This is a genomic window from Ottowia thiooxydans (assembly GCF_040548795.1).
Classification (GTDB): Bacteria; Pseudomonadota; Gammaproteobacteria; order Burkholderiales; family Burkholderiaceae_C; genus Ottowia; species Ottowia thiooxydans_A.
Genome location: NZ_JBEPSH010000003.1, coordinates 415,087 through 439,406, shown reverse-complemented (window position 1 = coordinate 439,406; position 24,320 = coordinate 415,087). Strand labels below are relative to the sequence as shown.

Genomic DNA, 24,320 nt, shown 5'->3' with positions numbered 1-24,320 from the left:
TGCCCGACCGAGTTCACTTACATAGAGTCTCTCATGAGTCGTTTCGTTTTTGCTGCAACGCCGCAGGGCGTAGCCCTTCGTTTTTCGTCCGTATCTTTTCCACGCGCTCGTGCGGGTTGGGCGCTGCCTCTGGCTTTAGTTTCAGCATCGGGGTGGGCTCAAACGGCCTCCAGCTTGGATGCGGTCACCGTGCGATCGTCCGGCGAAACAGCGCTGGAACGCCCGGTTTCCACCGGCAGCCGTCTGGACGTTAGCCTGCGCGATACGCCCGCCAGCGTTGAGGTGATCACGCGTGAGCAACTGGAGTCCAAAGGCGACACCTCATTGATTGACGCCGTGACCCGTTCCACGGGCATCACCAGCCTCGGCCATCCCGGAAATAGTGGCAGCTCGCTATCGGCGCGGGGGTTTACAGACACGACATCAGTGATGCGTCTGTATGACGGTACCCGTCAGTATGGCGGCGTGGGTGTCAGCTTTCCCTTTGACACCTGGTCCATTGACCGAATTGAAGTTTTACGCGGTCCGGCTTCTGTGATCTATGGCGATGGCGCCATTGGCGGTGTCGTCAATGTCATTCCTAAAAAGCCCTTGAGGGGGCCTATCCGCAATGAGGTCCAGGGGACCTTAGGCACAGACGGCAAGCGTGCGCTGGCTTTCGGCAGCGGGGGAGCGATCAATGAGCAGTGGTCGTACCGGGTGGATGTCAGCGGGGACCGCTCAGACGGTTGGGTAGACCGTGGGGACTCCAGCAACCGGACATTCTCTGGTGCCCTGCGTTGGGATGTGACACAGGACCTCAGTCTTCAGCTTTCACACGCGCAGGGCCATCAGAAGCCGATGCGGTACTTTGGCACGCCTCTGATCAACAGCGTGCAGGACCCTGCCATCCGCGAGCGCAACTACAACGTGCTGGATAGCCGCATTCAGTATAAGGACCGCTGGACTGAACTCATGGCGCAGTGGGCACCTGGCAGCAACGTGATGGTGCGCAGCAAGCTCTATCACATCAAGAGCGACCGCTACTGGCGCAACGCAGAGGCCTATCGCTACAACGCTGCCACAGGCTTGATTGACCGCTCAGACAACACCGAGATCGGCCATGACCAGACACAGACCGGCAACACCACTGATGTCACCTTCACAGGCACGCTTTTTGGCCGCGCTAACCAGGCTTCCGTGGGCTTTGACGTCAATCGCGCATCGTTCCAGCACACCAACAATACCTACACCGGTAGCTCTGGTTCGGTAGACCCTTATCACCCTGATCCTGGTTACTTCGCCAGTGCCGTTCCATTTATTCCGCGCTACCGCAACCATGTGGAACAGTACTCCGTGTTTCTGGAGAACCGGATGGAGTTGACCGAGCGCTGGTCCGTGGTGGGGGGAGCTCGATTCGACCATGCAGACCTTTCTCGCCAAGACCTGGTCGCAGGAAGCCAGGCCTTCAAGCGCAGCTATGCGAACACCGGTTGGCGACTTGGCGCGGTCTACAAGTTCAGTCCTGACACCTCTTTGTACGCGCAATTTTCCAAGGCAGCAGACCCGGTGAGCGGTTTGCTGATGTTGTCAGCCGCTAATGCAGCTTTTGATGTCTCCAAAGGCAAGCAGTTTGAAATCGGCGTCAAACAGACGTTCCTGGAAGGCCAGGGTGAATGGACGCTGGCGGCGTACTCCATCACCAAAAACAACCTTCTGACGCGGGACCCCAGCAATCCGTCCTTGCGTGTCCAGGTGGGGCAGCGGTCGTCCAGAGGGTTGGAAGGCACAGTTTCCATGCGCGTGACCAAGGCTCTGCAGCTTGATGCCAACCTTGCGTTGCTCAGAGCCCGCTACGACGACTTCAGCGAATCGGTGGGCGGCGTGGCGGTCTCGCGTAATGGCAATGTGCCCACGGATGTCCCAGAGCGTGTGGCTAATGTCTGGTTAGGCTGGAAGGTGATGCCCGCGGTGACTTTGTCCGGTGGCGTGCGCCATGTCGGAAAACGGTATGCCGACAACGCCAACACTTTGAAGCTGCCCGGTTACACCACGCTCGACTTGGCGCTGCAGTGGAAGGCCACATCAAACACGACCCTGACGCTTCGTGGATTCAATGTCCTCAACAAAAACTACTTCTCCACGGCGTACTACACGACCAGCCAGTGGTTGGTCGGAGAAGGTAGGCGATTTGAAGTCACGCTGAACCATCGTTTTTGACCGGAGGCGCCATGTGGTCAGCTTCCCATTCAAAACGGTTGGTGTTTCTGATTCATCGATGGACTGGTGTGGCAGGGTGCGTGTTGATGGCCCTGTGGGTGTTCAGCGGCGTGGTGATGCTTTTTGTCGGCTATCCCAAATTGCTGCCCACCGAGCGGCTGAGCGCCTTGCCACCTCTGTCTGGCCCGCACTGCTGCGTGCCGGTAGAAACCGCACTGCGGCACAGCGAGGCGCCGGACAAGGTTCAGCAGGTAGTGCTCACCACCATCGCGGGGCGGCCCAGCTACCGGTTCAAAGAGGAGGGGGGCGCGCTGCGGGTGGTGGATGCGGCCAGCGGCCACATGGCGCCCTTGCCCGATGATGCAGTTGCAGCGCGCAGTGCGCAGGCGTTCCTGCCCGGAGCCAACGGTGTTCTGCTAGGCCAAACCCAGGACGATCGCTGGACCCATTCGGGTCTGCTGGATCCGCACCGACCGCTGTTCAAGATGCAGATGGACGACCCGGAGTCAAGCTTGCTCTACGTATCTTCGACCACGGGCGAAGTGGTCATGGATGTACCACGCTATCAGCGCTTGTGGAACTACGTGGGCGCCTGGCTGCACTGGGTGTACATGTTCCGTGATGGGTCCAGGGATGCAGTGTGGAGCTGGTTGGTGATTGGCCTTTCGGCATTGGGGACCATCTCCGCCGTTGCCGGGGCCTTCGTGGGCATCTGGCGGTGGCGGTTTACGGGACACTATAAGTCTGGAGCCAAGACACCGTATCGGGAGTTTCAGATGCGCTGGCACCACATCACTGGGCTGCTGTTCGGGCTGGTCATGGTCTTGTGGATTTTCAGTGGACTGATGTCCATGAATCCGCTGGGCGTTTTTAGCCCTGGGGGCCCACGCCCCGATGTGAAGGCGTATCAGCAGGCAAGCGCGGGCAGTGTGCTTCCCGGTATCGCGACGAAAGATGCCCTGGCGCTGCTCGAAGCAGATGGGTTTGATACACGAGAGCTTGAGTGGAGGGTGCTGGGTGGTCGGCCTTACTTGCTGGCTTCTGACCGTGAAGGGGCGACGCGGGTGGTGTCCTCTGTTGGCAGCGCCTATCGCGTGCACAAGACTTGGGAACTTGAGATGCTGGAGCAGTCTGCGCGTCGGTTGTTCGCTTTTGACGTTCGCTCTACCAGCGTCCTTGATGACTATGACGCCTACTACTTCCGGCGAGGTGATGCGTCGATGTATGCCGGATCGGCGCGAGATCTGCCGGTGTTGCGCGTGCAATTTGATGACCCAGGGCGCACTTTGGTTTATATCAGTCCGTACTCGGGAGAAGTAGTGCTCAGCGTTGACAAGGCGCAGCGCACGGGCCGTTGGCTTTTCAACTTTTTGCACAGCTGGGATCTGTCCTGGATGCTGCGGCATACCTGGCCCCGTGATGCCATCCTGGTGCTACTGAGTATCGGCGCCTTCGCCCTAGCTTTTACCGGCGTTGTGCTTGGGTACAGAAGGCTTATGCTGTTCATCAGACACAAGTTCCGCCTTCGTCACTGAGAAATGTAGATCCACTTCAGGGGCCGCTGATCCCAAGGTCTCTCCCTGGGACCGCCGAGCTCCTGCTCGGCACTGCAGCGCTTGCAGAGATCGAGAATGCCGAGCAGGAGCTCGGCGGTCCCAGGGAACAGCCGGCTTCGCAAAGTCCGGAAGATCTTTGGTGGGCTGCGTGTCATCGAGAAGCTGAGTCCGGGCTGGACTCCAAGTTCTTCGCATGCCAACCCGAACTGGATAGGTATTTCCTGGGGGCGCCAAGCTCCAGCTTGGCAATTGGGCATTGGTAGAGACCACCAAGATGCCAAGCTGGAGCTTGGCGCCCCCAGGGGGAAAGCCGGCTTCGCGAAGCCCGGGAGATTTTGTGGGAAGCGTTTCGCTGAAAAAGTGAATCAGGGCTGAGCTCGAAGGTTCGTCACATGGCAGTCAGAACCGGATTGGTATTTCCTGGGAGCGCCAAGCTCCAGCTTGGCAATTCGGCATAGGTAGAGGCCACGAAGATGCCAAGCTGGAGCTTGGCGCTCCCAGGGGGAAAGCCGGCTTCGCGAAGCCCGGGAGCTTCTGCACAGCGACTATCGCAGTTGTGCAGACAAGCCTGATTCGAGGGCGCTCACTGTGGATCCCGTGTCTGCCGTACCGGCAAGCTGACCGAGACTTCCAGCCCAGGCCCTGCGTTGCGCACGTGCCAACTCCCACCGTGCGCTAACACGACCAGTTTGCACAGGTAGAGCCCCAGGCCGACACCGCCAGTGGCGCGTTCGCGGGCAGCATCGGGGCGGTAAAAGGGTTCGGCCAGGTGCGGCAGCACCGCTTCTGGCACGCCGGGGCCGTGATCGCGCACCACAAGGCGCACGGCGCCGGTTTCTGCCTCCGCTCGCAGGTAGATCTCTGGAGGAAAGGGCGCATCGGCGCTGTGCTGCAGGGCGTTGGTGATCAGATTGTTCACCAGCAGGCGGGTGCGGGTGCGGTCGAGCATGGCATCTGCCAGGCCGCCCTCTAAGTGCATAGCCACGTTGGTTGCGGCGTTAGCGTGCAATTGAATCTTTGCCACCACATCGCGCACCAACTCGGCCAGGTCGGTCGACTCCAGATGCAACGCAGCGTGGCCAAGGCCCAGGCGTTCGCTCTCCAGCAGATCGCTGATCAGGTCGCGCATCGCGGCAAGATCGCGCAAAAGCGCTTCGCGAAGGGGCTGTGTGTCGACGCTCTCTGGCAGCAGTTCGGTATTAATGCGGGCACGCGTCAGCGGGCTGCGCAGTTCGTGGCTGATGGCTAACAGCAGCCCGCGCTGGGATTGCAGCATCTGGTGAATGGACTGACCCATGGCATTTACATCGGAGGCCAAGGTACCTAGTTCGTCGCTGCGGCGCACCGGAATTGGCTCTGCAAAATCGCCGCCACCGAACCTCTGTGCACCTGCGCGGATGTCGTCTAGCGGGCGTAACATCCGCCGCACATAGGCATAGGCACCGGCGGTGAGCAGAAGCAGCAAACCGAGGGTGAACCAGCCGACCCTCCGAGACGGGTGCTGCCAGTTCGTCGCGCTCAGGCCAAACACGATCTGGTGACCATCGGCCGTGGTGCGCCGCAATAGCGGGGCGTTGGAGTCATTGCCATCACTGCCATCAATTCCCTGGGCTTCGTGATTCATCCAGTCGCGCCGCTGCCGCCAGCTGTCCTTGCGAGAGTCGGGCTCCGATTGCCAGTTCACTTGTGGGCCGATGATGCGCAGCGAGATAGGTAGTCGCTTCACGAGCGCTTCTGCGCGTTCGACGCTGGGCGGGTTGCCTATTTCGGCTACCAACCGGTCTATGTAGTCGGCCACCAAGGGACGTGCCGCATCGCGCCAGCCCCCACTCAACGCCTTCTGCATGCCACCCAGAAATACCACCGTCATGGCCAGCGCAAGTACCAGGAAAAGGAACACCAGCCGCAGCCGCAGGGAGTGGCGCAGCGAATAGCCTAGTCGCTTGAGGTGCGTACGCGAGCGCTCAAACATCCGTAGCCCTGGCCAGACCCAGTGCGTAACCTGCGTTGCGCAGTGTCTTGATGCCGTCGAGCGGCTCCAGCTTTTTGCGCAGCCGGCTCACTACGATATCGACCGCGCGGGTATAGAGCTCAGCCTCATGGCCGCGCAACTGGTTCAGGATATCGTCGCGGCTAAACACCTTGCCCGGCTCGCGCGCCAACAGGTGCAGCAGATCGAACTCCGTACTGGTCAGCTCCACCGGCTGCCCCTGGCGCAGCACCGTGCGGGTGACTGGGTCGACTACCAGGCCGTCAAAACGCAACGGCCCTGCGATCGGTGATGCACGCGACGGCTGGCGTCGGCGCAGCACGGTCTGCAGCCGGGCCACCAGCTCGCGCGGCTCGAAAGGCTTGGGTAGGTAATCGTCCGCGCCGAGTTCCAGGCCGACCACACGGTCCATCACGTCGCCGCGTGCGGTGAGCATGATGATCGGAATATCGCTGGTCTTTCGGATCTCGCGGCACAGCGCAAAACCGTCCATCTCGGGCAGCATGACGTCGAGGATGGCGGCTTCGAAGCCGCCTCGGGACAGCTTCTGTAAACCGATACTGGGCCGCAGCGCTTGCTCCAGCCCATATTCGAAGCGGGCAAAATAGGTGCCGAGCGGGGGGCCAAGGTCCGCGTCGTCGTCAATCAACAATATGCGTTGCATTGCAGGATTGTCCTATTCACCTGTTGCGCTTCTCTGCATCATGCGTGAGCACCCTCAGCCCTAAACGACATGATGCAGCACCCACATTGTCACCCGTGGCGGCTCCAACGCGAGCGACGGTTCATGAAGTCGCGCACCTTTTGTTGCTGTGCAGGATTCAGGCTGTCATAGAAGTCACCCAGCGCGGTGATGACCTCCGGACTTTGACTATTCAGTGCGGCGGTCTTCTCTGTGACCAGAGCCTGGGCACGTGTGCGGTCAAATTTTTCCCCGGCCACCAGCGCAGTGATGTCGGCGCGTGGGTTGGCGCTGCTGCCCATCAGGGCAGTACGCTGTGCGTGCAGCTTGTCAGCCACGACGGTGAGGCGCTGCTTCTGATCAGCGTTCAGATCGAGTTTGCTGCTCACGCGCTCGATCATCTTGCCGCGGAACTTGGCTGAGTCCTCTGCGCTGGTTTGCCAGCGGCCTTCTCCTCGTGTCCCGCAGGCGGTAAGGCCACCCAGCAGTATGGAGGCGCCCACCACGCCGAAGAGTGTTCGTTTGATCCAGGATTTCATGACATGTCTTTCTTCAGACAGGGGTTGAACATGTCTGTGATGGTGCCGTTGGAGGCGCTCGGCGTCCTGTCAGCGGGGTTTCGCTTTGTTTCGGTTTATGTCAGAGGTGGTGGGTATGGGTTGCCAACGCAAGCTTTATCGTTGAAACCGGGGTGCGGTGGAAAACGCGAATGCCGAGCAGGAGCTCGGCGGTCCCAGGGGAACAGCCGCTTCGAGATATCTTGCAGATGACTCGTAGTCGATGCTCGTTGTGAGCGCCGGACTGTTAATCCGAAGGTCTCGCCGCCTGGGAGCGTCTAGCTCCAGCTTGGCATTGCGGCGTTTGCAAAGGTCCCGAAGATGCCAAGCTGGAGCTTGGCGCTCCCAGGGGAACAGCCCGCTTCGCGAAGTCCGGGAAACTATCTTAGGGCGACGTTCCGCGGGAAGGTGAATCAGGACCAGCCTCTAAAGTTCGTCTCACCGGAACCTGGACAGCATTGGTATTTCCTGGGAGCGCCAAGCTCCAGCTTCGCATTGCAGCGTTTGCAAAGGTCCCGAAGATGCCAAGCTGGAGCTTGGCGCTCCCAGGGGAACAACCTGCTTCGCGAAGTCCGGGAAACTATCTTAGGGCGACGTTCGGCCGGAAAGGTGAATCAGGACCGGCCTCTAAAGTTCGTCTCACCGGAACCTGGACAGCATCGGTATTTGCTGGGACCGCCGAGCTCCTGCTCGGCATTGCGGCGTTTGTGAAGCTCCAAATGCCGAACAGAAGCTCGGTGGTCCCAGGGTGAGCAGCCGACTGGGAAAAGCCGCATGCGACACCCAGCGTTCCAATGCCATTTCACTCAAAGACGGAAGATGCTAAATCCTCAGCCCTACAGACCGGTTCGTCAAGGCAGCGTTAGGCCTGCCTTGGTGATGACCATCTGATGGGAATAGTCGCCAGCTGCAGGGCGGCTGACTGTGCCCTTGGCGCGGATGTAGTCCACAAAAGTCTGCGTGTAGAGCAGATAGTTGTTGACGTAGTTGCCGCTGTCATAGATCGGCTTGAAGCTGGCGTAACCGTCTTGGCCTTTTGCCAGAAAATCGTTGGTGGCCACGATATAAGTTTGAGCCGGGTTGATGGCAGACCAGACACCCGTGGTGCGGTTCTTGACTTCGAGTTGCGTAAAGCGCGAACCTTTGGGCTTGCTCATGTCCAGGTGCCAGCGCAAGCCTGCCGCATAAGGGTGACCACCGCCTGTGGTTTGGCCTGCGTCCAAGTAATTGGAGACAGCATCTTCCAGCACAGCAGTGATTTGCTGGCCGGTCGCTGGCAGTTCCACCAGCACGTTGGAGAACGGAAGCACCGTAAATGCATCACCCATGGTGATGGTGCCCGCAGTCAGAGGCACGCGCACGCCACCAGCGTTCTGGATAGACACATCGGCTCGCAGGCTGGCGTTCAGGAAGGCTTGCGCCACGACTTGTGCGGCGTCGCTGCCGCGCGCCAGCTTATTGGCGTCTTCGCAACCAGCAACGCCTGCGCTGCGGTTGGTGCTCTCACCTGGGGTGCGCACCAGGCACAGGGCTTCGGTGGTGGAGCCTATGGGCTCTTTCTTCAGGATATCCACTTGGCCGGAGTAAACGGCCAGCACGGACGTCGCGCCCGCATCTGGAGTGAGCATCTTCAAGCCCTTGTCAGCGGCCACGGCGGTGGCAATCTGCTGCTGTGTGGGGGCATCGACATTGGCCCAGGTGCCGTCAGCACCCTGGCGCTTGAAGCTGTTCCCAATGATGAGCGAAGCCTGGCCTGTGCAGGAAGACACTTCACCGTCTTCATTGAAGCTCACGCGCATTTCACCCATGGCTTTGCTGTATTCAAACGCATGGCCGATACAGACCGGCTTGCCGTCCTTGTTGGTCACCTTGGTGGGGTACGCCCCGGAAGTGGAGTAGCCGCTGCCTTGTGCGGAGAAATCGCCAAGCAGGGTGTGCGAGTCGCCACCGATGACGACATCCACATCGGTCAGCTTGGCAGCGATAGCTTTGTCAGCGTCGTAGCCCATGTGCGTCAGCAGCACAATGTGCCGAATGCCTTGGGATTTGAGCTGGTCGATAGTGCGCTGGGCCGCCACGGCTTCATCTTCAAAGACGGTGGAGGGCAGGGGGCTTGAGGAGTTCTGGGTTTTTGACTTGATCGTCAAACCAATGATGCCCACCTGAACGCCCTTGACGGTCTTGAGTGTGTACGGCTTGATGTAATCGTTTTCGGCTTTGGGTGCCAGCGGTGTTCCGATCTGCGGACGAATGTTGGCAGCCAACACGGGGGTCTTGCAGGCGCCAGCTTGTAGATGCTCAATGAAACTCTTGAGCTGGGCGTCGCCATCGTCGAACTCGTGGTTCCCAACCGGCATAGCGTCGAAACAGATGGTGTTCATCATGTCGGCATCGGCTTTGCCCTTGAACAGCGTGTAGTACAGCGTGCCGGTATTGGCGTCGCCTGCATGGAGTTTGAGCACGTCGTCACGGCCAACATATTGCTTGAACGCAGTCGTCACACGGCTAAAGCCACCCAGCTCAACCTGCGTGTCCACCCCGCCGATTTTCATGGTCTGAGCGGGGAAGGGATCCAGGTTCGAGTGATGGTCTCCGATATGGGCGATGGTCAGATCAAGGGGGGCGGACTTGTTGGAATCATCGTCTCCACCTCCGCAAGCAGCCAACGCGGCGGCGAGAGCCAAGGGAGCCAGAAGGAGTGCGCGGCGAGGGTTGAGCAGTAGAGTATTCATCTTGACATGAGGCGGACGTTAAGTACCGCGTCATGCTGCTTTGCTCGCGTGAAAATACGTTGACTAATTCGTGACGATGGCGTGACGTGCTCAGGCTGTCGGCCGAGCGCATCGCCGTGGACTGAATTTACTCGTGGTCCATAGGATCGAACAACGCCTTGGCCTGCTCCGCTGGAGTCATCTTGCAACCTCGCCCGGACATGGGAGGGGGCGATAAGCGCGTCGCTTTCCGCCTCTTCCTCATCGAGACCAGCAGGAAAAGAAACTAGAACGCGACTTTGGCAACGCCCTTAAGCCCAAGAATCTCACGTGCCTCGGCCGGCGTAGCTACCTCAAGCCCCAGGCCTTCAATGATTTTGCGCACCTTGATCACCTGTTCGGCATTGGTCTGTGCAAGCTTGCCTGCACCGATCCATAGGCTGTCTTCCAACCCAACTCTGACGTTACCGCCCATGGAGGCCGCCATGGCCGCCACAGGCATCTGGTTGCGGCCCGCACCAAGAACAGACCAGCGGTAGCTATCGCCGAATAGGCGGTCAGCGGTGCGTTTCATGTGCATCACGTCTTCAGGATGCGCGCCGATGCCGCCCAGAATGCCAAACACCGTCTGCACAAAAAATGGTGCTTTGATCAAGCCACGGTCTACAAAGTGCGCCAGGTTGTAGAGGTGGGAAGTGTCATAGCACTCGAATTCATAGCGAGTTTCGTTGGGCGCCATGCTCTTGAGCGCAGTTTCGATGTCTCCATAGGTATTGCGGAAGATGAGGTCTTTGCTGCCTTCAAGATAGGGGCGTTCCCAATCGTGCTTGAATTCCTTGAAGCGCTCCAGCATAGGGAACAGGCCGAAGCCCATGGTTCCCATGTTCATGGAGGCCACTTCGGGCTTGAGCACCATGGCAGGCTGAATGCGCTCGTTCACGGACATGTAGGGCGAGCCCCCAGTGGTCAGGTTCACCACTGCGTCGCATCCGGCCTTGATTTTTTCCAGGAACGGGCGGAAGGCTTCTGGTGTCTGATCCGGCTTGCCCGTCACCGGATCGCGCGCGTGCAGGTGGATGATGGCCGCACCAGCTTCTGCAGCCTCAATGGAAGACTTCGCGATCTCGTCCGGCGTTACCGGCAGATAGGGCGACATGGAAGGGGTATGAATTGCACCGGTGACAGCGCAACTGATGATCACTTTCTGACGGGTCATGGCTTGCCTCTTTCTTTTTGCTGAACAGGCCGGGGCAGGCGTGTTCTTCGTTGGCACGATTTTAGTATGCTAAGAAATTGTATGCCAGTATCTCACTCAAGAATCGAGCGGATCCAGAGAATCGCCGGCAAGCAGCAGCACGATGGTGGCAGTAGAAGTCAGGAGTGCTCGAAGATTCATCTTGAGTAGACATGGCTTTGTCTACTGAGTGCCTGGACGACCGAAATCCCGCCCCCGTGGTCAGGGCGATTCGGCCCAAGTACCTTGCGAGCAGGTGGTCTCGAATTTGTGCAGCCAAGGGGCAATGTCATGCCCGTTGGTTTTCAGCCAATCGTCGTCGTAGACGGTGTCCAGATAGCGCTCACCGCCGTCGCACGCCAGGGTGACGATGCTCCCGGTTTCGCCGCGCGCGCGGATCTCACATGCAAGCTTGAGAGCACCGTAAAAATCGGTCCCCGTGGAGCCACCGAAGCGCTTGCCCACCACCATTTCAAGATAGCGTGCGGCAGCGAATGAGGCAGCGGTTGGCACGCGCATCATGCGGTCGATGACGCCGGGAACAAAGGACGGCTCCACGCGAGGCCGACCAATTCCCTCGACTCCCGATCCGCGAGGGCTGGTGAGTGTGACATCGCGGGTTTCGTAGTAGTCCATGAACACGGAGTGCTCCGGGTCTACCACGCACAACTGGGTGGCGTGACCCTGGTAACGAAGGTACCGACCTATGGTGGCAGAGGTACCCCCGGTGCCAGCACCGACCACGATCCAGCGGGGTACGGGGTTAGGCTCCGCGCTCATTTGCTGGAATATGGACTGTGCGATGTTGTTGTTACCTCGCCAGTCGGTGGCCCGCTCAGCATAGGTGAACTGGTCCATGTAATGGCCATTGCACTCACGAGCCAGGCGCTCGGCTTCGGCGTAGACCTGGTCACCTTTGTCGACAAAGTGGCTTTGGCCACCGTAGAAGGCAATCTGAGCCACTTTGGCGGCAGACGTGCTGCGCGGCATGACGGCGATGAAGGGCAGACCCAGAAGCCGGGCAAAGTACGCTTCAGAAACTGCGGTGCTGCCTGAAGATGATTCTATGACCGTCGTGCCCTCCTGGATCCATCCGTTGCACAGCGCATAGAGGAACAAGGAGCGCGCCAGGCGGTGCTTCAAGCTGCCGGTAGGGTGGGTGGATTCGTCCTTGAGGTAGATCTGCACGCCGGGGAACGCAGCCAATTCAATCGGAAACAGGTGTGTGTCGGCAGAGCGCTGAAAATCACGTTCGATGCGCCGGATGGCGTCGGATACCCAGGAAGAAGGCATGCAGGTCTAGGACTAGGAAGTAACTGGCGACAGTTCCTGGTCAGCTGTGAAGCTGTCGCGGAAGGTGAACCAGAGAGAGCTGAAAAACATGGAAGCGACCATGATCGCGATGGGCATGAGACCAAAGGTGGCGATCGACGCGCTGCCAGTAATGGCCGCGATGACCACCAGCACCAAGCCTGCAGCGAATGACATGGCCATCCACATCAAACCATAGAGAAAGAATGCGCCCAAGTTCCGAAACACGGCCACGGTACTGAAAAACAGGCTTTTCAGCGGCGACACCCCGTGCCAGTGGACAAGGGCTGGGGCATGCCAGAACGCGATGGAAATGGGCAGATATAGCAGGGTGAATGCCCACATGGCAGTGCGAAATGACGCGTCTTGAATCATTTCCTCGGTGATGCCTCCGCCGCCTACATAGAGCTCCGCAAAGCGGCCACCGTCAATCATGGCCGACACCCCCATGGCCACCATGACCGCCACAGCGTAGAACGCGCCAAGTATCAATATCGCCCGTCGGGGCTGCGGGCCTTGCCGCAGGGCGACCGCAAGGGTGAGTGGCATGGGGAACCGCCCTGCGTCCGCTTCACGGGCTGCCGCCATGAGGCCGACAGTGGCGGCAGGCACTAAAACCAGGGCCAGCACGCCGCCGACGAAGGGAATGAGTGCCACCAGTGAAATGCTGACCACGAACATGAAAAACAACCCCAGAATGGCCAGGGGTTGCTTGAAAAAGGTGCGGACGCCGTCACGGGCCCATCGGGTGCCGGTGCGGGCAGGGACTATATTGAGCTTCATACTGGAAATCAGGGGAGCAGTGGCGCAGCGATGCGGGCCTGCAGCACGCGTTCAAAGTGCGTGGGGTCATGTGGTTTCAGCATGGCAGCTTCGCGGGGCAGGTAAAAGTCCCAAAGCCGGGAAATCCAGAAGCGCAGGGCACCGGCACGCGCCATGGCAGGCAGGAGCCGGCGCTCTGCATCAGAAAGAGGGCGTACAGCTTCGTACGCCTGGAGCATTGCATGCGTACGAGGGGCGTCTGCCCGGCCCGTGGGGTGGTCAATGGCCCAGTCGTTCAGCGTAATGCAGAGATCAAACAACCAAGTATCTACACCCGCAAAGTAGAAATCAAAAAAACCCGACAGCACGGGTTGTTCCTTGGTGCCCTCGAACATGACATTGTCCCGGAACAGGTCCGCATGCACCGGACCACGAGGCAAGGCGGCGTAGGCCGAGCTTTGCGCTATGTGGTTTTGGTAGGCCAGCTCCGAGCGGATCAGGGCGGCTTGGGCTTCATCCAGATGCGGCATCACCACCGGAACGGTTTCGTTCCACCAGGGCAAGCCACGCAAATTAGGCTGGCGGCCTTCGTAGTCGCGCCCGGCCAGGTGCATACGGGCCAACATGTCGCCTACAGCAGCGCAATGCGCGACAGTGGGGGACATCTCGCTCTTGCCTCGCAGGCGGTTGACAACGGCCGTAGGTTTGCCCTTCAGGGTGTGAAGCAGATCATCCTCACCTCTTGGAACCGGCGCAGACTCCGGTTTGGCGCACGGCGCAGGCACGGGAATGCCCCGGCTTGCCAGATGCTTCATGAGGTGAAGATAAAAAGGCAGTTGTTCGTGCGTTAGCCGCTCGAACAGGGTCAGCACCCAGCTGCCTTCTGTAGTGGTGGCAAAGTAATTGGTGTTCTCTATGCCCCCTTCTATGCCGCGCAACTCGATGAGGGTGCCCAGACCCATGGAATGCAGGAACTGGCCTGCCTCGTCTTCGGAGACTTCTGTAAAAACCGCCATGCTGGATTAGAAATTCAGGACTTTCCAAACGCGCCGGCCTGCGCCACCAGGGGCTGTTTCGCCACTGTTCGCGCCTGTGCCGGAACGGTCTGCTGGCTGAACTTCATAGGCAGGCACGCCCACCTTGGGTTGCACGGTGATGCTTTTGGTCTCTCCGCCTGAGCGGACTTCATCCACCCGGCTTCCAGCGTCTTCAATACGAATGTTTTCTATTCGCTGCGTCCTGCTGTCGTGTTGCACCGGGTCCTCGCGAACAACGGGCGCATTGGCGTTGCCTGCCGTAGCGGGCGCCGGCGCTTGCGCGAACGCGGCGGCGCCGACTAGGCAGGTGGCCGCCAGCAGGGCAGCCTGGGTGGTGATCGAGACTCGCATATAGGGTGATTGTAGAGGCCGGACTCTTTAGACGCATCATCTGACCTGTAGGTTTGTACGCCCATCTTCCGACGGACGGGTGGCCGTGCATGCACAATTGCCCCATGACCGAATTTGCCTCAGCGCCCGCCGACCAAGCCGAAAGCCAGCCCCAACTCCTGCTGGTGGACGGTTCCAGTTACCTTTACCGTGCTTTTCACGCCCTGCCTGATCTGCGCGTGGACCCCAACGACCGGGCAAGTCAGCCCACCGGAGCGATCCGTGGTGTGATCAATATGCTGACTGTGCTGCGCAAGCAATACCCGAAAGCGCAGTATGCGGTGTGCGTGTTCGACGCGCCTGGCGGCACTTTCAGGGACGATATCTACCCTGAATATAAAGCCCAGCGCGCGCCCATGCCGGACGACTTGCGCAGCCAGATTGCACCGATCCATGAGGCGGTGGACCTTCTTGGCTGGAGAGTTCTGGCGGTGCCGGGGGTGGAAGCCGATGACGTGATTGGCACTCTGGCGCGAACTGCGGCCGAGCAGGACATCGAAGTGATCGTCAGCAGCGGGGATAAGGATCTTGCGCAGTTGGTGACTGAGCGGATCACCATCATCGACACCATGAGCGGCAAGCGCCGTGATCTGGCTGGGGTGCAGACCGAATTCGGGGTGCCTGCATCGCTCATGGTCGACTACCAGGTGCTCCTGGGTGACTCTGTAGACAACGTGCCAGGCGTCGACAAAGTGGGCCCCAAGACTGCGGCCAAATGGTTGACCGAGTACGGCTCGCTGGATGCCATTGTGGAAAACGCCAGCAAGATCAAGGGCATGGCGGGCGAGAACCTCCGCAAGGCGCTTGAATGGCTGCCCACAGGCAGGCAGTTGCTGACCATACGAACCAACTGCGATCTGACCGGTTATGTGGACGGCTTGCCTTCCCTGGACGCTGTCACTGGTCGCGAGATCAATGCCGAGGCGATGGTGGAGTTCTACAAGAAGTATGGCTTCAAGACGCTCGCGAAGGGGTTGGAGGCAGGTCAATCCAAGACTGCGTCACCTGCAGCGGGTAGCGGCCCTAAGAGCGGGTCCAATAGCGACCCCAGTACGGGAGACCTCTTTGCAGATCCGCCTGCCGCATCGCGCGCAGGGGAACTGAAGTACGACGTGGTATTTGACTGGCCTGCATTCGATGCCTGGCTGGCGAAGATTGAAGCTGCAGAACTCACAGCGCTGGATACAGAGACGACATCTCTGGACGAGATGCAGGCACGCATCGTGGGTATCTCATTCAGCGTGACGCCGGGAGAGGCGGCCTATATTCCGCTGGCGCATACAGGCCCTGACACCCCGCAACAATTGCCCCTGGACGAAGTGCTGCAGCGATTGAAGCCCTGGCTGGAAAACCCTGGGAAGAAAAAACTCGGCCAGCACATCAAATACGACCGCCACGTCTTTGCCAATCATGGCATTGAAGTGCGGGGCTACGCACACGACACCATGCTGCAAAGCTACGTGCTGGAGGTTCACCGTCCGCATGGCCTGGCCAGCCTCGCTGAGCGGCATCTGGGGCGCAAGGGCATTCAGTATGAAGACCTGTGCGGCAAAGGTGCGCATCAGATCCCTTTTGCGCAGGTGGCGGTAGACAAGGCCGCAGAATATTCCGCGGAAGACTCCGATCAGACGCTGGATGTGCATCTTGCGCTTTGGCCGCGCCTGGAAGAGAACGACAAGCTGCGTGGCATCTATGAGCTGGAGATGGAAAGCAGCGAAGCGCTCTACCGCATCGAACGCACAGGTGTGTTGATCGACGGCGATGCGCTCAGAGTCCAGAGCCATGAATTGGGCCAGCGCATCCTGGCGCTTGAGAAAGAAGCGCATGAGCTGGCGGGCCAACCGTTCAACCTGGGTTCGCCCAAGCAGATCGGCGAAATTTTCTTTGTGAAACTCGGCCTGCCGGTGGTCAAGAAAACGGCCACAGGCGCGCCCAGCACCGACGAGGAAGTACTTGAAAAGCTCGCAGAGGATTACCCCTTACCAGCGCGAATTCTGGAGCACAGGGGTCTTTCCAAACTCAAGGGCACCTACACGGACAAGCTGCCGCTGATGGTGAACGCGGCCACGGGCAGGGTGCACACGCACTATGCGCAGGCGGTGGCTGTCACGGGGCGTTTGTCCAGCAACGATCCCAATCTGCAGAACATTCCCATCCGCAACGCAGAAGGTCGGCGCGTGCGGGAGGCGTTTGTGGCACCTCCTGGCTGTGTGATCGCCAGCGCTGACTACAGTCAGATTGAGCTGCGCATCATGGCCCATATCAGTGGCGATGAAGCGCTGTTGCGTGCCTTTACTGAAGGCCTGGATGTGCACCGTGCTACGGCCGCAGAGGTGTTTGGCGTGGAGACCGAGCAAGTGACAAGCGAACAACGCCGCTATGCCAAGGTCATCAATTTTGGCCTGATCTACGGCATGAGCAGCTTTGGACTGGCCCGCAACCTGGGTATAGACAACACCGCAGCGCGCAACTACATCGCACGGTATTTTGAGCGTTATCCCGGGGTGAAAAAGTACATGGACGATACGCGCCAGTCGGCCAAGGACACCGGTTATGTGGAAACCGTGTTCGGCCGACGCCTGTATTTGCCCGAGATCAACTCACCCAATGGTCCGCGCCGCGCTGGTGCTGAGCGCGCAGCCATCAATGCGCCTATGCAGGGAACGGCCGCAGACTTGATCAAAATGAGCATGGTGCAAGTGCAGAAAGCGCTCGATGAGCAGCAGCGCAAGACCCGGATGATCATGCAAGTGCACGATGAATTGGTGCTGGAAGTGCCTGAAGCCGAAGTTGAGTGGATGCGCAGCGAGATTCCACGTCTGATGGCGGGGGTGGCAGCGCTGAAAGTGCCCTTGTTGGCTGAAGTGGGCGTGGGCCCGAACTGGGAACAGGCGCACTAGGGCTGAACGGTAATGCAAGGTATTAAACGGAAGATTGTTTACGTCACCCTTTTTGAATTGATTGCGGTGGCCGTCACTACGGTGGCGTTCGCAGCTTACTCGGGGCAGGGGGCAGGCCACTCCACCTTTTTGGCGGTGGCGTCTTCACTGATCGCCACAGTGTGGAACCTGTCTTACAACACGGCTTTTGAAAAGTGGGAGTCTCGCCAGACGGTGCGTGGTCGAAGCGTGAAACGGCGCTTGGCTCATGCGTTTGGCTTCGAAACAGGGCTGACTGTGATGCTGGTGCCGCTGTTTGCCTGGTGGCTTCAGATTTCCCTGTGGGAGGCTCTGGTGCTGGACGTCGGGCTGATTGTCTTCTTTCTGGTCTACGCCTTCCTCTTCAATCTCTGGTTTGACCGCATTTTTGGTTTGCCCGCGTCGGCGCAAGCTTTGCCTGCGTCTTCCGGTGCTTCCGCCAATGAGTCCTCTGTCATGCCAAGCTCACTTTCGCCAAAGCGGTAAGAATCCCACCGAGGTAGCCTCCGCAAACCAACGCGTTGCAGCTTATCCTGCGGCCAGCGTCCGGCATCATTGATGGGTTTTGCAGGGGCTGCCTAGACTGAAGATCAGGTTTACCTGAAAGAAAAGAGCCGCAATGCATGGTTGCAGGTCAGGCTTCTTATCAGATCGAAACCTTTTCGCATGCGGCATTCATCCGACGCCGAAGCTTCATTGTCGGGTGAATTTTTCTAAATCAGAATCGCTTGAACTTGCTCGTTCTAGTTATTTCCTCCGCCCCCGCCGCACGAGATCGGGGTAGTCGTGCAGGAGCCATTGGGTTCCAAGAGCGTACCGGCTGCACAGCCGATCCACTCGGGAACGACGCCGGTGATGCGCACCGGAACTCCCGAACGGTTGGTAAGCGTTAGCTGCTCGCTGTTCGGAACTTGCAGATTCAGCGTGCCAGAAGGGCTCACAATATCTGCAGTGGCGGCATAGGCTTTCTGTATCAATCCACCGCCACCCTGATTCGCCATGAAGGCAGCGGCCGTCAGAAGTGCTGCAGCCAAGGGGCGTGCGCCCGGTAACTTTCTTTGACGCCACGCCATCACCGCAACGCCAGCAATCAACGCAGCCAGTGCAAGATCAGACAGGCTTGGAACTGCAGCTGGAGTCGGCGGTGCTGCCGAGATGTGGTCAATGGCAACACTGCACATCAAGGATTGTGCCCAAGAAGTAACCGAGCATAGGCTGGTAATTACTCCGATAGCACCTATTCGATAGACTGGGCGGATAAATTGAGTCATTTAATTCTATTCCGTATTTCTATTAATCGTGAGTTTCTCCATGGGTTATCATGTGTAGTAAATTAAGTTTACTAACATTGCCATGGAGGGCCTTATTCTATTAACCTGAATAAGCGGGATTTCATGCGGAATTTTGTATTTATGTAATAAGGCCGCTTGGAGGAAAGAAAATCACGAAAACTAGATCTTCTCGTGTTGCATAGCTGAATTGTCAAAATGTGCAAGGCTTTAGATAATCAGAGGGATACGCGTGGACTTGTCGGCTTTTATTCTTAATTCGCGCGTATCAGGCCTTTACATCCCACCGCGTCAAGGGCTTAGGTCGTAATTTCATTGAGGCGGGGCGGAAAATGCCTCGAAGGACTTCAGTAGTCCTATTTATTCAAGTTGTCGCGGGGAAGTTTTCTGGGGGCAAGTCCCTTGCTAAAGAGGGACTCCGCGACCTCGTGTCCTCGTTGAAGAGGTGCTGATCAGGCCAATAGCCCCGAGCCGCGTAGTTGCGCCGTTAATCCTTCAGCGAAGCGCCGATAACCCTGAGCGTTCGCGTGAATTTGATCGGAACGCAAGCTGGCGTCGGCAAGTACATCTGCCCACCCGTTCGGGTGCAAAGGAAGCTTTAGCTCCTCCGCGAGTTCTGCATAAAGTGGGTGGTCGGTGAGTCGACCGGTGCTGGCAGCGAGTAGCGAGAACTGGGGTATTGCGACTAGAAGAGTTTGCGCGCCAGACGCTGTTGCGGCCTCGCAGATTAAGCGAATGTTGTCTTTGACACCGGCCGCACTCATTTGGCGTAGAAAGTCATTGCCGCCGATGCTCACAATCACAAGTTCGGGTCTATGCTCCTGAAGCAGGGCCGGCAGGCGCACAAGGGCCTGCGCGGATGTTTCTCCTGACACTCCGCCATTGACCACTTGCCAGCCCGTCAGCTCGTGCAGGACAGCGGGATAGGCTGCGGAGGCATCCGCCCCAACTCCATAGGTCAACGAATCCCCCAGCGCCAGAACGGTGCCACCGGCGGCGATGGCTCGGGCCGCTGGCATGCGCTTTTTACCGCAGGCTGCGATGAGGGCGGTTGCGGACACCAGGGCCAGCAAATGGCGGCGAGAAAGATGGGAATGGGTCATGCTTATGAAGAGCGAGTTGCCAGAAGAGGGGTGTTGGATCCTCAATGAAAAGGCATTTTCGGGTATTTGACGTGGTTTCGCGGCATTCGCCTACAGCGCCATGTGCTCTCTTATCAGATAGGATGGTGCAGTTGCTTTGAGCAACGCATGAAGGGAATTTCCATGAAATCCACAACAACAAAAACGCTCGCAGGCCTGCTGGCTTTGTGTATGGTGAGCGCTCCGGTCATGGCGCAGCCAGGCCGTGGTGATGGCCGCGACCATGGGCGTGATGGGCGAAATCCCGGTCATCAACAAGGAGGACCGGACCGCCGCGGCCCGCCACCTTCTTACAACCACAGGCCAGGGCCTCCTCCCCACGCAGGCCCGCACAGGCCAGCTCCACGTCCACCGGGATGGGTGAACCGCCCTGGCTATAACCACCCTGAATATCGGCGTTTCAATCGTGGCGATCGCCTACCGCCTGAGTTCCGTCAGCGCCAGTATGTGGTGAATGACTGGCGTGGGCACGGTCTGCGTCCGCCACCCAGAGGTTATTACTGGGTGCAAAACGGTTCAGACTACTTGTTGGCGGCCATTGCAACCGGCATCATCTCAGCCGTGGTCATCAATGCAATGATGCGTTGAATATCGCAGGTTTTGCCCACTTCGCAGTGGGTAAAACCTGACAAGCTTACTGGCTTGAGCTTGCGTGCTCGTGATGGTAGGCAGTGACTCGGTCCACTTCGTTCTTGCTGCCAAGAATAACGCTGACGCGTTCATGCAATTGACCCGGCTGCACATCCAGGATGCGCTCGTGGCCATTGGTAGCAGCGCCGCCGGCTTGTTCTACCAGCCAACCCATGGGGTTGGCTTCATACATGAGGCGCAATTTGCCGGGTTTGCTGGGTTCTCGCTTGTCCCACGGGTACATGAAGATGCCACCACGCGTCATGATGCGATGAACGTCGGCCACCATGCTGGCAATCCAGCGCATATTGAAATCCTTGCCACGTGGGCCTTCGCGGCCCTCCAGGCATTCATCCACGTAGCGCTTCACCGGAGTGTCCCAGTGGCGCATATTGCTCATGTTGATGGCAAATTCCTTGGTGTCGGCCGGAATGCGCACATCGTCCTGGGTCAGCACGAATGAGCCTTGCTCGCGATCCAGGGTAAACATAGCCACGCCGTCGCCTACGGTCAGTACCAGTGTGGTCTGAGGACCGTACACGCAATAGCCGGCTGCCACCTGGCATTTTCCGGGCTGCAGGAAATCGCGCTCTTCCACACCGCGGTCGCCTTCGGGCATTTTCAGAACACTGAAAATGGTGCCTATGCTGACGTTGACGTCGATGTTGCTGGAGCCGTCCAGGGGATCGAACAGCAGAAGGTATTCACCCCGTGGATAGCGGTTGGGCACGAGGTAGATGGCGTCCATTTCCTCGCTGGCCATGGCGGCCAGGTGGCCACCCCATTCGTTGGCTTCGATCAACACCTCGTTGGCGATGATGTCGAGTTTCTTCTGCACTTCGCCCTGGACGTTCTCACTGCCAGCGGTACCCAGCACATCACCCAGAGCGCCTTTGTTCACGGAATGGCTGATGCGCTTGCAAGCGCGTGCCACCACTTCCAGCAGCAAGCGCAGTTGCGAAGGAATGTGTCCGTCGACACGCTGCTTTTCAACCAGATAGCGGGTAAGAGAAATGCTTCTGCTCATGAATGGGCTTTCTGCTCGGGGTCCGAGCCTGCTGGGGTGTCGGAAGAAAATGCGTCGGCTGACGGTTCAGTCAGAGCCGAAGGAGCCGCGGGAGTCGATTCGACCGCCAGCGTACGGGTGATGACCTCGCGCACGTCGTTGCTGAGGTCCGTCTTGGCGGCGACGCGCTCGATGGCCGTGCGCGCGGCTTGGCGGTAGGGCTCTGCAAGGCGGGCCCATTGGTCCATGGCGCGCGCAAGGCGGGAGGCGACCTGCGGGTTGAGCTTGTCCAGTTCAATGACTCGGTCTGCCCAGAAGTTGTAGCCCGCGCCGTCCCGGCGGTGAAAACCAGCCAGGTTACGGTGGCAGTAGGTCGACAGAACGCTGCGGGCGCGGTTGGGCGTACGCAAGCTGAAATCCGGATGCTTGATGAGCTTCTGAACGATGGGCAAGATATTGCCACCGCGGTCTGGTGCCAGAACCTGCAGGGCGAACCATTTGTCGAGTGCCAGTGCTTCGGTGTGGAACAGCTCGTAATAGCGCTCCAGCGCGCGGGCTGCGAGCTCATGACCACTTTCCAGCAGGGCGTTCAACGCGTTTTGGCGGTCGGTCATGTTGCCGGCGTCCTTGAAGCGTTGATAGGCCTTGCCAGGCCAGATGGCCTCGTTGGTAGCCTGCGCCGACTGGCAGAGCGCGCTCAATGCGAGCCCGGCAAGTGAGCGGCGTCCGGTTGAAACCGGATCCGGCTGATAGGCGCCCGTGTCCTTGTAATGATCGTACGCCCATTCCCAATCGTCGCGCAGATCTGTGACCAATTGCGCTTTCATGGCCTCCCTTACAGCGTGAATGCGCTGGGGGTCTACTTCGCTCATCTGTTCAGCGATGTAGTCATCGTCTGGCAGGCTGAGCACCAGCGCCTTGAAGGCGGCGTCCAGTTCAGGATGGCGCAGAACACCGCGCAAGGCCGCGATATAGGCTTCGCTTAAGGGACGGGCAGGGGCTGCAGTCTCACCGGCGGTTGGCGTACTCATCGCATCGATGGCAGTGCGCAGGCCCAGAAGCTGTGCAGCTTCCCAGCGGTTGAACGGGTCGCTGTCCTTGGCGAGCAGGCGCATCAGTTGCTCGAAGGTGTAGTTGCAATCGAGCTTCACGGGTGCGCTGAAGCCACGCATCAGGGACGGAACGGGCTCGCTGTCCACGTCCAGGAACGTGAGCGTGGCCTGCTGATCACTCAGCACGTAGGTCCTGCTGCCATCGGGGTCGCCTTGCACCTGCGCGAAGCTTCCTTGCTCCAGTCGCAAGGGGAGGTCGCGGCCATCTTCCGCCACGAGACCCAGCCGGACGGGTATGACGAATGGCTCTTTCACGGGCTGTCCGGGGGTGGGAGGGCAGCTTTGCGAGAGCTTCAGCGTGTAGGTACGAGCGGCAGGGTCGTATGTGCCTTCCGCTTTCACGACTGGGGTTCCGGACTGGCTGTACCAGCGCTTGAACTGGGGCAACAGGCGGGCCAGGTCGCTGGCCGGGTTGGCGTCTGCCATGGCCTGGGCGAAATCATCGCAGGTGACGGCCTGGCCGTCATGGCGCTGGAAGTAAAGGTCCATGCCTTCGCGGAAACCGTCGCGGCCTACCAGAGTCTGGTACATGCGCACCACCTCCGAGCCTTTTTCATAAACGGTGGAGGTATAGAAGTTGCCGATTTCCAGATATTCGTCTGGCCGTACGGGGTGGGCCATGGGGCCCCCGTCTTCGGGAAACTGAGCCGAGCGCAGACCTATGACGTTTTCAATTCGTTTGACGGCCCGCGCACTGGGTGTGCTGGCCAGGTCCATGCTGAATTCCTGATCGCGGAAAACAGTAAGACCTTCTTTGAGCGAAAGCTGAAACCAGTCTCGGCAGGTGACGCGGTTGCCTGTCCAGTTGTGGAAGTATTCGTGACCAATCACGCTTTCGACGGCGTCGAAATCGGCGTCGGTGGCCGTGGAAGCCTTGGCCAGCACATACTTCGTGTTGAAGATGTTCAAGCCCTTGTTTTCCATGGCCCCGGCATTGAAGTCGCTGGTGGCAACAATCATGAAGCGTTCCAGATCCAGCGGCAGCCCGAAGCGCGCCTCATCCCACAGCACGGAGTGGATGAGCGAATTCATGGCGTGCTCGGTCTGGTCCAGATCGCCCGGACGCACATAGACCTGCAGCAGGTGCTCTTTGCCCGAACGGGAGACGATGCGTTGCTCACGCGCTACGAGTTGCCCCGCGACCAATGCGAACAGATAGCTGGGCTTCTTATGCGGGTCTTGCCACTTCGCAAAGTGGCGGCCGCCATCGAGTTCACCCTCATCCACCAGATTGCCATTGGACAGCAAGACCGGGTATTTGGCCTTGTCGGCGCGCAAGGTCACTGTGTAGCTGGCCATGACATCTGGCCGGTCTATGAAATACGTGATGCGACGAAAACCCTCTGCCTCACATTGCGTGAAAAACGCACCGCCGCTCAGGAACAGACCCATGAGCTTGGTGTTTTTCTCCGGGTTGCAGGTGGTGAAGATTTCCAGCTCAAAAGGCTCATGGCCTTCTGGCAAGCTTTCAAGCACCAGCTGTTCACCTTCCATGCGAAAGGACGTGCCCTGGCCGTTGACCAGTACACGCGCCAAATTCAGTTCGTCACCATCGAGCCTGAGCGCTTGTGGGGCCAGGTCCGGGTTACGGCGCAGCGTCATTTTGTTGAGAACGCGCGTCTTGGTGGGATCGAGGTCGAATGTGAGGTCGACCGTATCAATCCAGAAAGCGGGGGGGGCATAGTCCAACCGCCGGGTGACGGTGGTGTGTCCTTCACGCATGGAATTTCCTTTTTGTTGTCAGTGGGGGCGTGCTTGAGGCGGGCTTATGGCGTGTTCAATATGATTTTGAAC

The 24,320-nt window shown here is 59.0% G+C and carries 18 protein-coding genes; 5 read left to right on the top strand and 13 right to left on the bottom strand.

Annotation, left to right across the window (positions count from 1 at the left end; genetic code table 11):
• Positions 1-33: 33 nt before the first annotated feature.
• Together ABIE13_RS08875 and ABIE13_RS08870 are read left to right on the top strand one after the other, a co-directional pair.
• Positions 34-2,199, top strand: a complete 2,166-nt coding sequence (locus ABIE13_RS08875) for a TonB-dependent receptor (RefSeq protein WP_354442771.1) — start codon at positions 34-36, stop codon at positions 2,197-2,199.
• A gap of 11 nt (positions 2,200-2,210) precedes the next feature.
• Positions 2,211-3,734 carry a PepSY domain-containing protein gene (locus tag ABIE13_RS08870; protein ID WP_354442770.1) on the top strand — a complete coding sequence of 508 codons (1,524 nt, stop codon included), beginning with the start codon at positions 2,211-2,213 and terminating at the stop codon, positions 3,732-3,734.
• A gap of 604 nt (positions 3,735-4,338) precedes the next feature.
• Here the strand turns inward: ABIE13_RS08870 and ABIE13_RS08865 are convergent.
• From ABIE13_RS08865 to ABIE13_RS08825, 9 genes are all read right to left on the bottom strand, one after another.
• On the bottom strand, positions 4,339-5,727 hold the full coding sequence (locus tag ABIE13_RS08865; RefSeq protein ID WP_354442769.1) for a sensor histidine kinase: 1,389 nt from the start codon (positions 5,725-5,727) through the stop codon (positions 4,339-4,341).
• On the bottom strand, positions 5,720-6,409 hold the full coding sequence (locus ABIE13_RS08860) for a response regulator transcription factor (protein WP_354442768.1): 690 nt from the start codon (positions 6,407-6,409) through the stop codon (positions 5,720-5,722). The genes ABIE13_RS08865 and ABIE13_RS08860 overlap by 8 nt, the downstream gene beginning before the upstream one ends.
• 89 nt (positions 6,410-6,498) lie before the next feature.
• Entirely contained in the window at positions 6,499-6,966 is a 468-nt protein-coding gene (locus ABIE13_RS08855) for a Spy/CpxP family protein refolding chaperone (protein WP_354442767.1), read from the bottom strand.
• 869 nt (positions 6,967-7,835) lie between these two features.
• Entirely contained in the window at positions 7,836-9,716 is a 1,881-nt protein-coding gene (locus ABIE13_RS08850; protein WP_354442766.1) for a bifunctional metallophosphatase/5'-nucleotidase, read from the bottom strand.
• Positions 9,717-9,981: 265 nt separating this feature from the next.
• On the bottom strand, positions 9,982-10,911 hold the full coding sequence (locus ABIE13_RS08845; protein ID WP_354442765.1) for a 3-keto-5-aminohexanoate cleavage protein: 930 nt from the start codon (positions 10,909-10,911) through the stop codon (positions 9,982-9,984).
• Between the two features lie 240 nt (positions 10,912-11,151).
• Positions 11,152-12,222 carry a PLP-dependent cysteine synthase family protein gene (locus tag ABIE13_RS08840; protein WP_354442764.1) on the bottom strand — a complete coding sequence of 357 codons (1,071 nt, stop codon included), beginning with the start codon at positions 12,220-12,222 and terminating at the stop codon, positions 11,152-11,154.
• Between the two features lie 12 nt (positions 12,223-12,234).
• Positions 12,235-13,023 carry a BPSS1780 family membrane protein gene (locus ABIE13_RS08835; RefSeq protein ID WP_354442763.1) on the bottom strand — a complete coding sequence of 263 codons (789 nt, stop codon included), beginning with the start codon at positions 13,021-13,023 and terminating at the stop codon, positions 12,235-12,237.
• Positions 13,024-13,031: 8 nt separating this feature from the next.
• Complete coding sequence (locus ABIE13_RS08830; RefSeq protein ID WP_354442762.1) at positions 13,032-14,018, bottom strand: homoserine kinase; 987 nt, start codon at positions 14,016-14,018, stop codon at positions 13,032-13,034.
• 6 nt (positions 14,019-14,024) lie between these two features.
• A complete protein-coding gene (locus ABIE13_RS08825) occupies positions 14,025-14,390 on the bottom strand; it encodes a hypothetical protein (protein ID WP_354442761.1) in 366 nt (121 codons plus the stop codon).
• A gap of 104 nt (positions 14,391-14,494) precedes the next feature.
• Between ABIE13_RS08825 and polA the strand changes: the two genes are divergently transcribed.
• Together polA and ABIE13_RS08815 are read left to right on the top strand one after the other, a co-directional pair.
• Positions 14,495-17,329, top strand: a complete 2,835-nt coding sequence (polA, locus tag ABIE13_RS08820; protein WP_354442760.1) for a DNA polymerase I — start codon at positions 14,495-14,497, stop codon at positions 17,327-17,329.
• A gap of 12 nt (positions 17,330-17,341) precedes the next feature.
• Complete coding sequence (locus ABIE13_RS08815) at positions 17,342-17,833, top strand: PACE efflux transporter (protein WP_354442759.1); 492 nt, start codon at positions 17,342-17,344, stop codon at positions 17,831-17,833.
• Between the two features lie 257 nt (positions 17,834-18,090).
• Here ABIE13_RS08815 and ABIE13_RS08810 read toward each other — a convergent pair whose 3' ends face one another.
• Both ABIE13_RS08810 and ABIE13_RS08805 read right to left on the bottom strand, forming a co-directional pair.
• Positions 18,091-18,618 (bottom strand): midcut-by-XrtH protein, encoded by a 528-nt coding sequence (locus ABIE13_RS08810; RefSeq protein ID WP_354442758.1) that lies wholly within the window; start codon positions 18,616-18,618, stop codon positions 18,091-18,093.
• A gap of 470 nt (positions 18,619-19,088) precedes the next feature.
• A complete protein-coding gene (locus ABIE13_RS08805; RefSeq protein ID WP_354442757.1) occupies positions 19,089-19,739 on the bottom strand; it encodes a GDSL-type esterase/lipase family protein in 651 nt (216 codons plus the stop codon).
• A 162-nt stretch (positions 19,740-19,901) separates the two neighbouring features.
• On the opposite strand from ABIE13_RS08805, the gene ABIE13_RS08800 reads away from it, so the two are divergent.
• Positions 19,902-20,366, top strand: a complete 465-nt coding sequence (locus tag ABIE13_RS08800) for an RcnB family protein (protein ID WP_354442756.1) — start codon at positions 19,902-19,904, stop codon at positions 20,364-20,366.
• Between the two features lie 46 nt (positions 20,367-20,412).
• Here ABIE13_RS08800 and ABIE13_RS08795 read toward each other — a convergent pair whose 3' ends face one another.
• Together ABIE13_RS08795 and pepN are read right to left on the bottom strand one after the other, a co-directional pair.
• Complete coding sequence (locus ABIE13_RS08795; RefSeq protein WP_354442755.1) at positions 20,413-21,435, bottom strand: class 1 fructose-bisphosphatase; 1,023 nt, start codon at positions 21,433-21,435, stop codon at positions 20,413-20,415.
• Complete coding sequence (pepN, locus tag ABIE13_RS08790; RefSeq protein WP_354442754.1) at positions 21,432-24,248, bottom strand: aminopeptidase N; 2,817 nt, start codon at positions 24,246-24,248, stop codon at positions 21,432-21,434. The genes ABIE13_RS08795 and pepN overlap by 4 nt, the downstream gene beginning before the upstream one ends.
• Positions 24,249-24,320 lie beyond the last annotated feature (72 nt).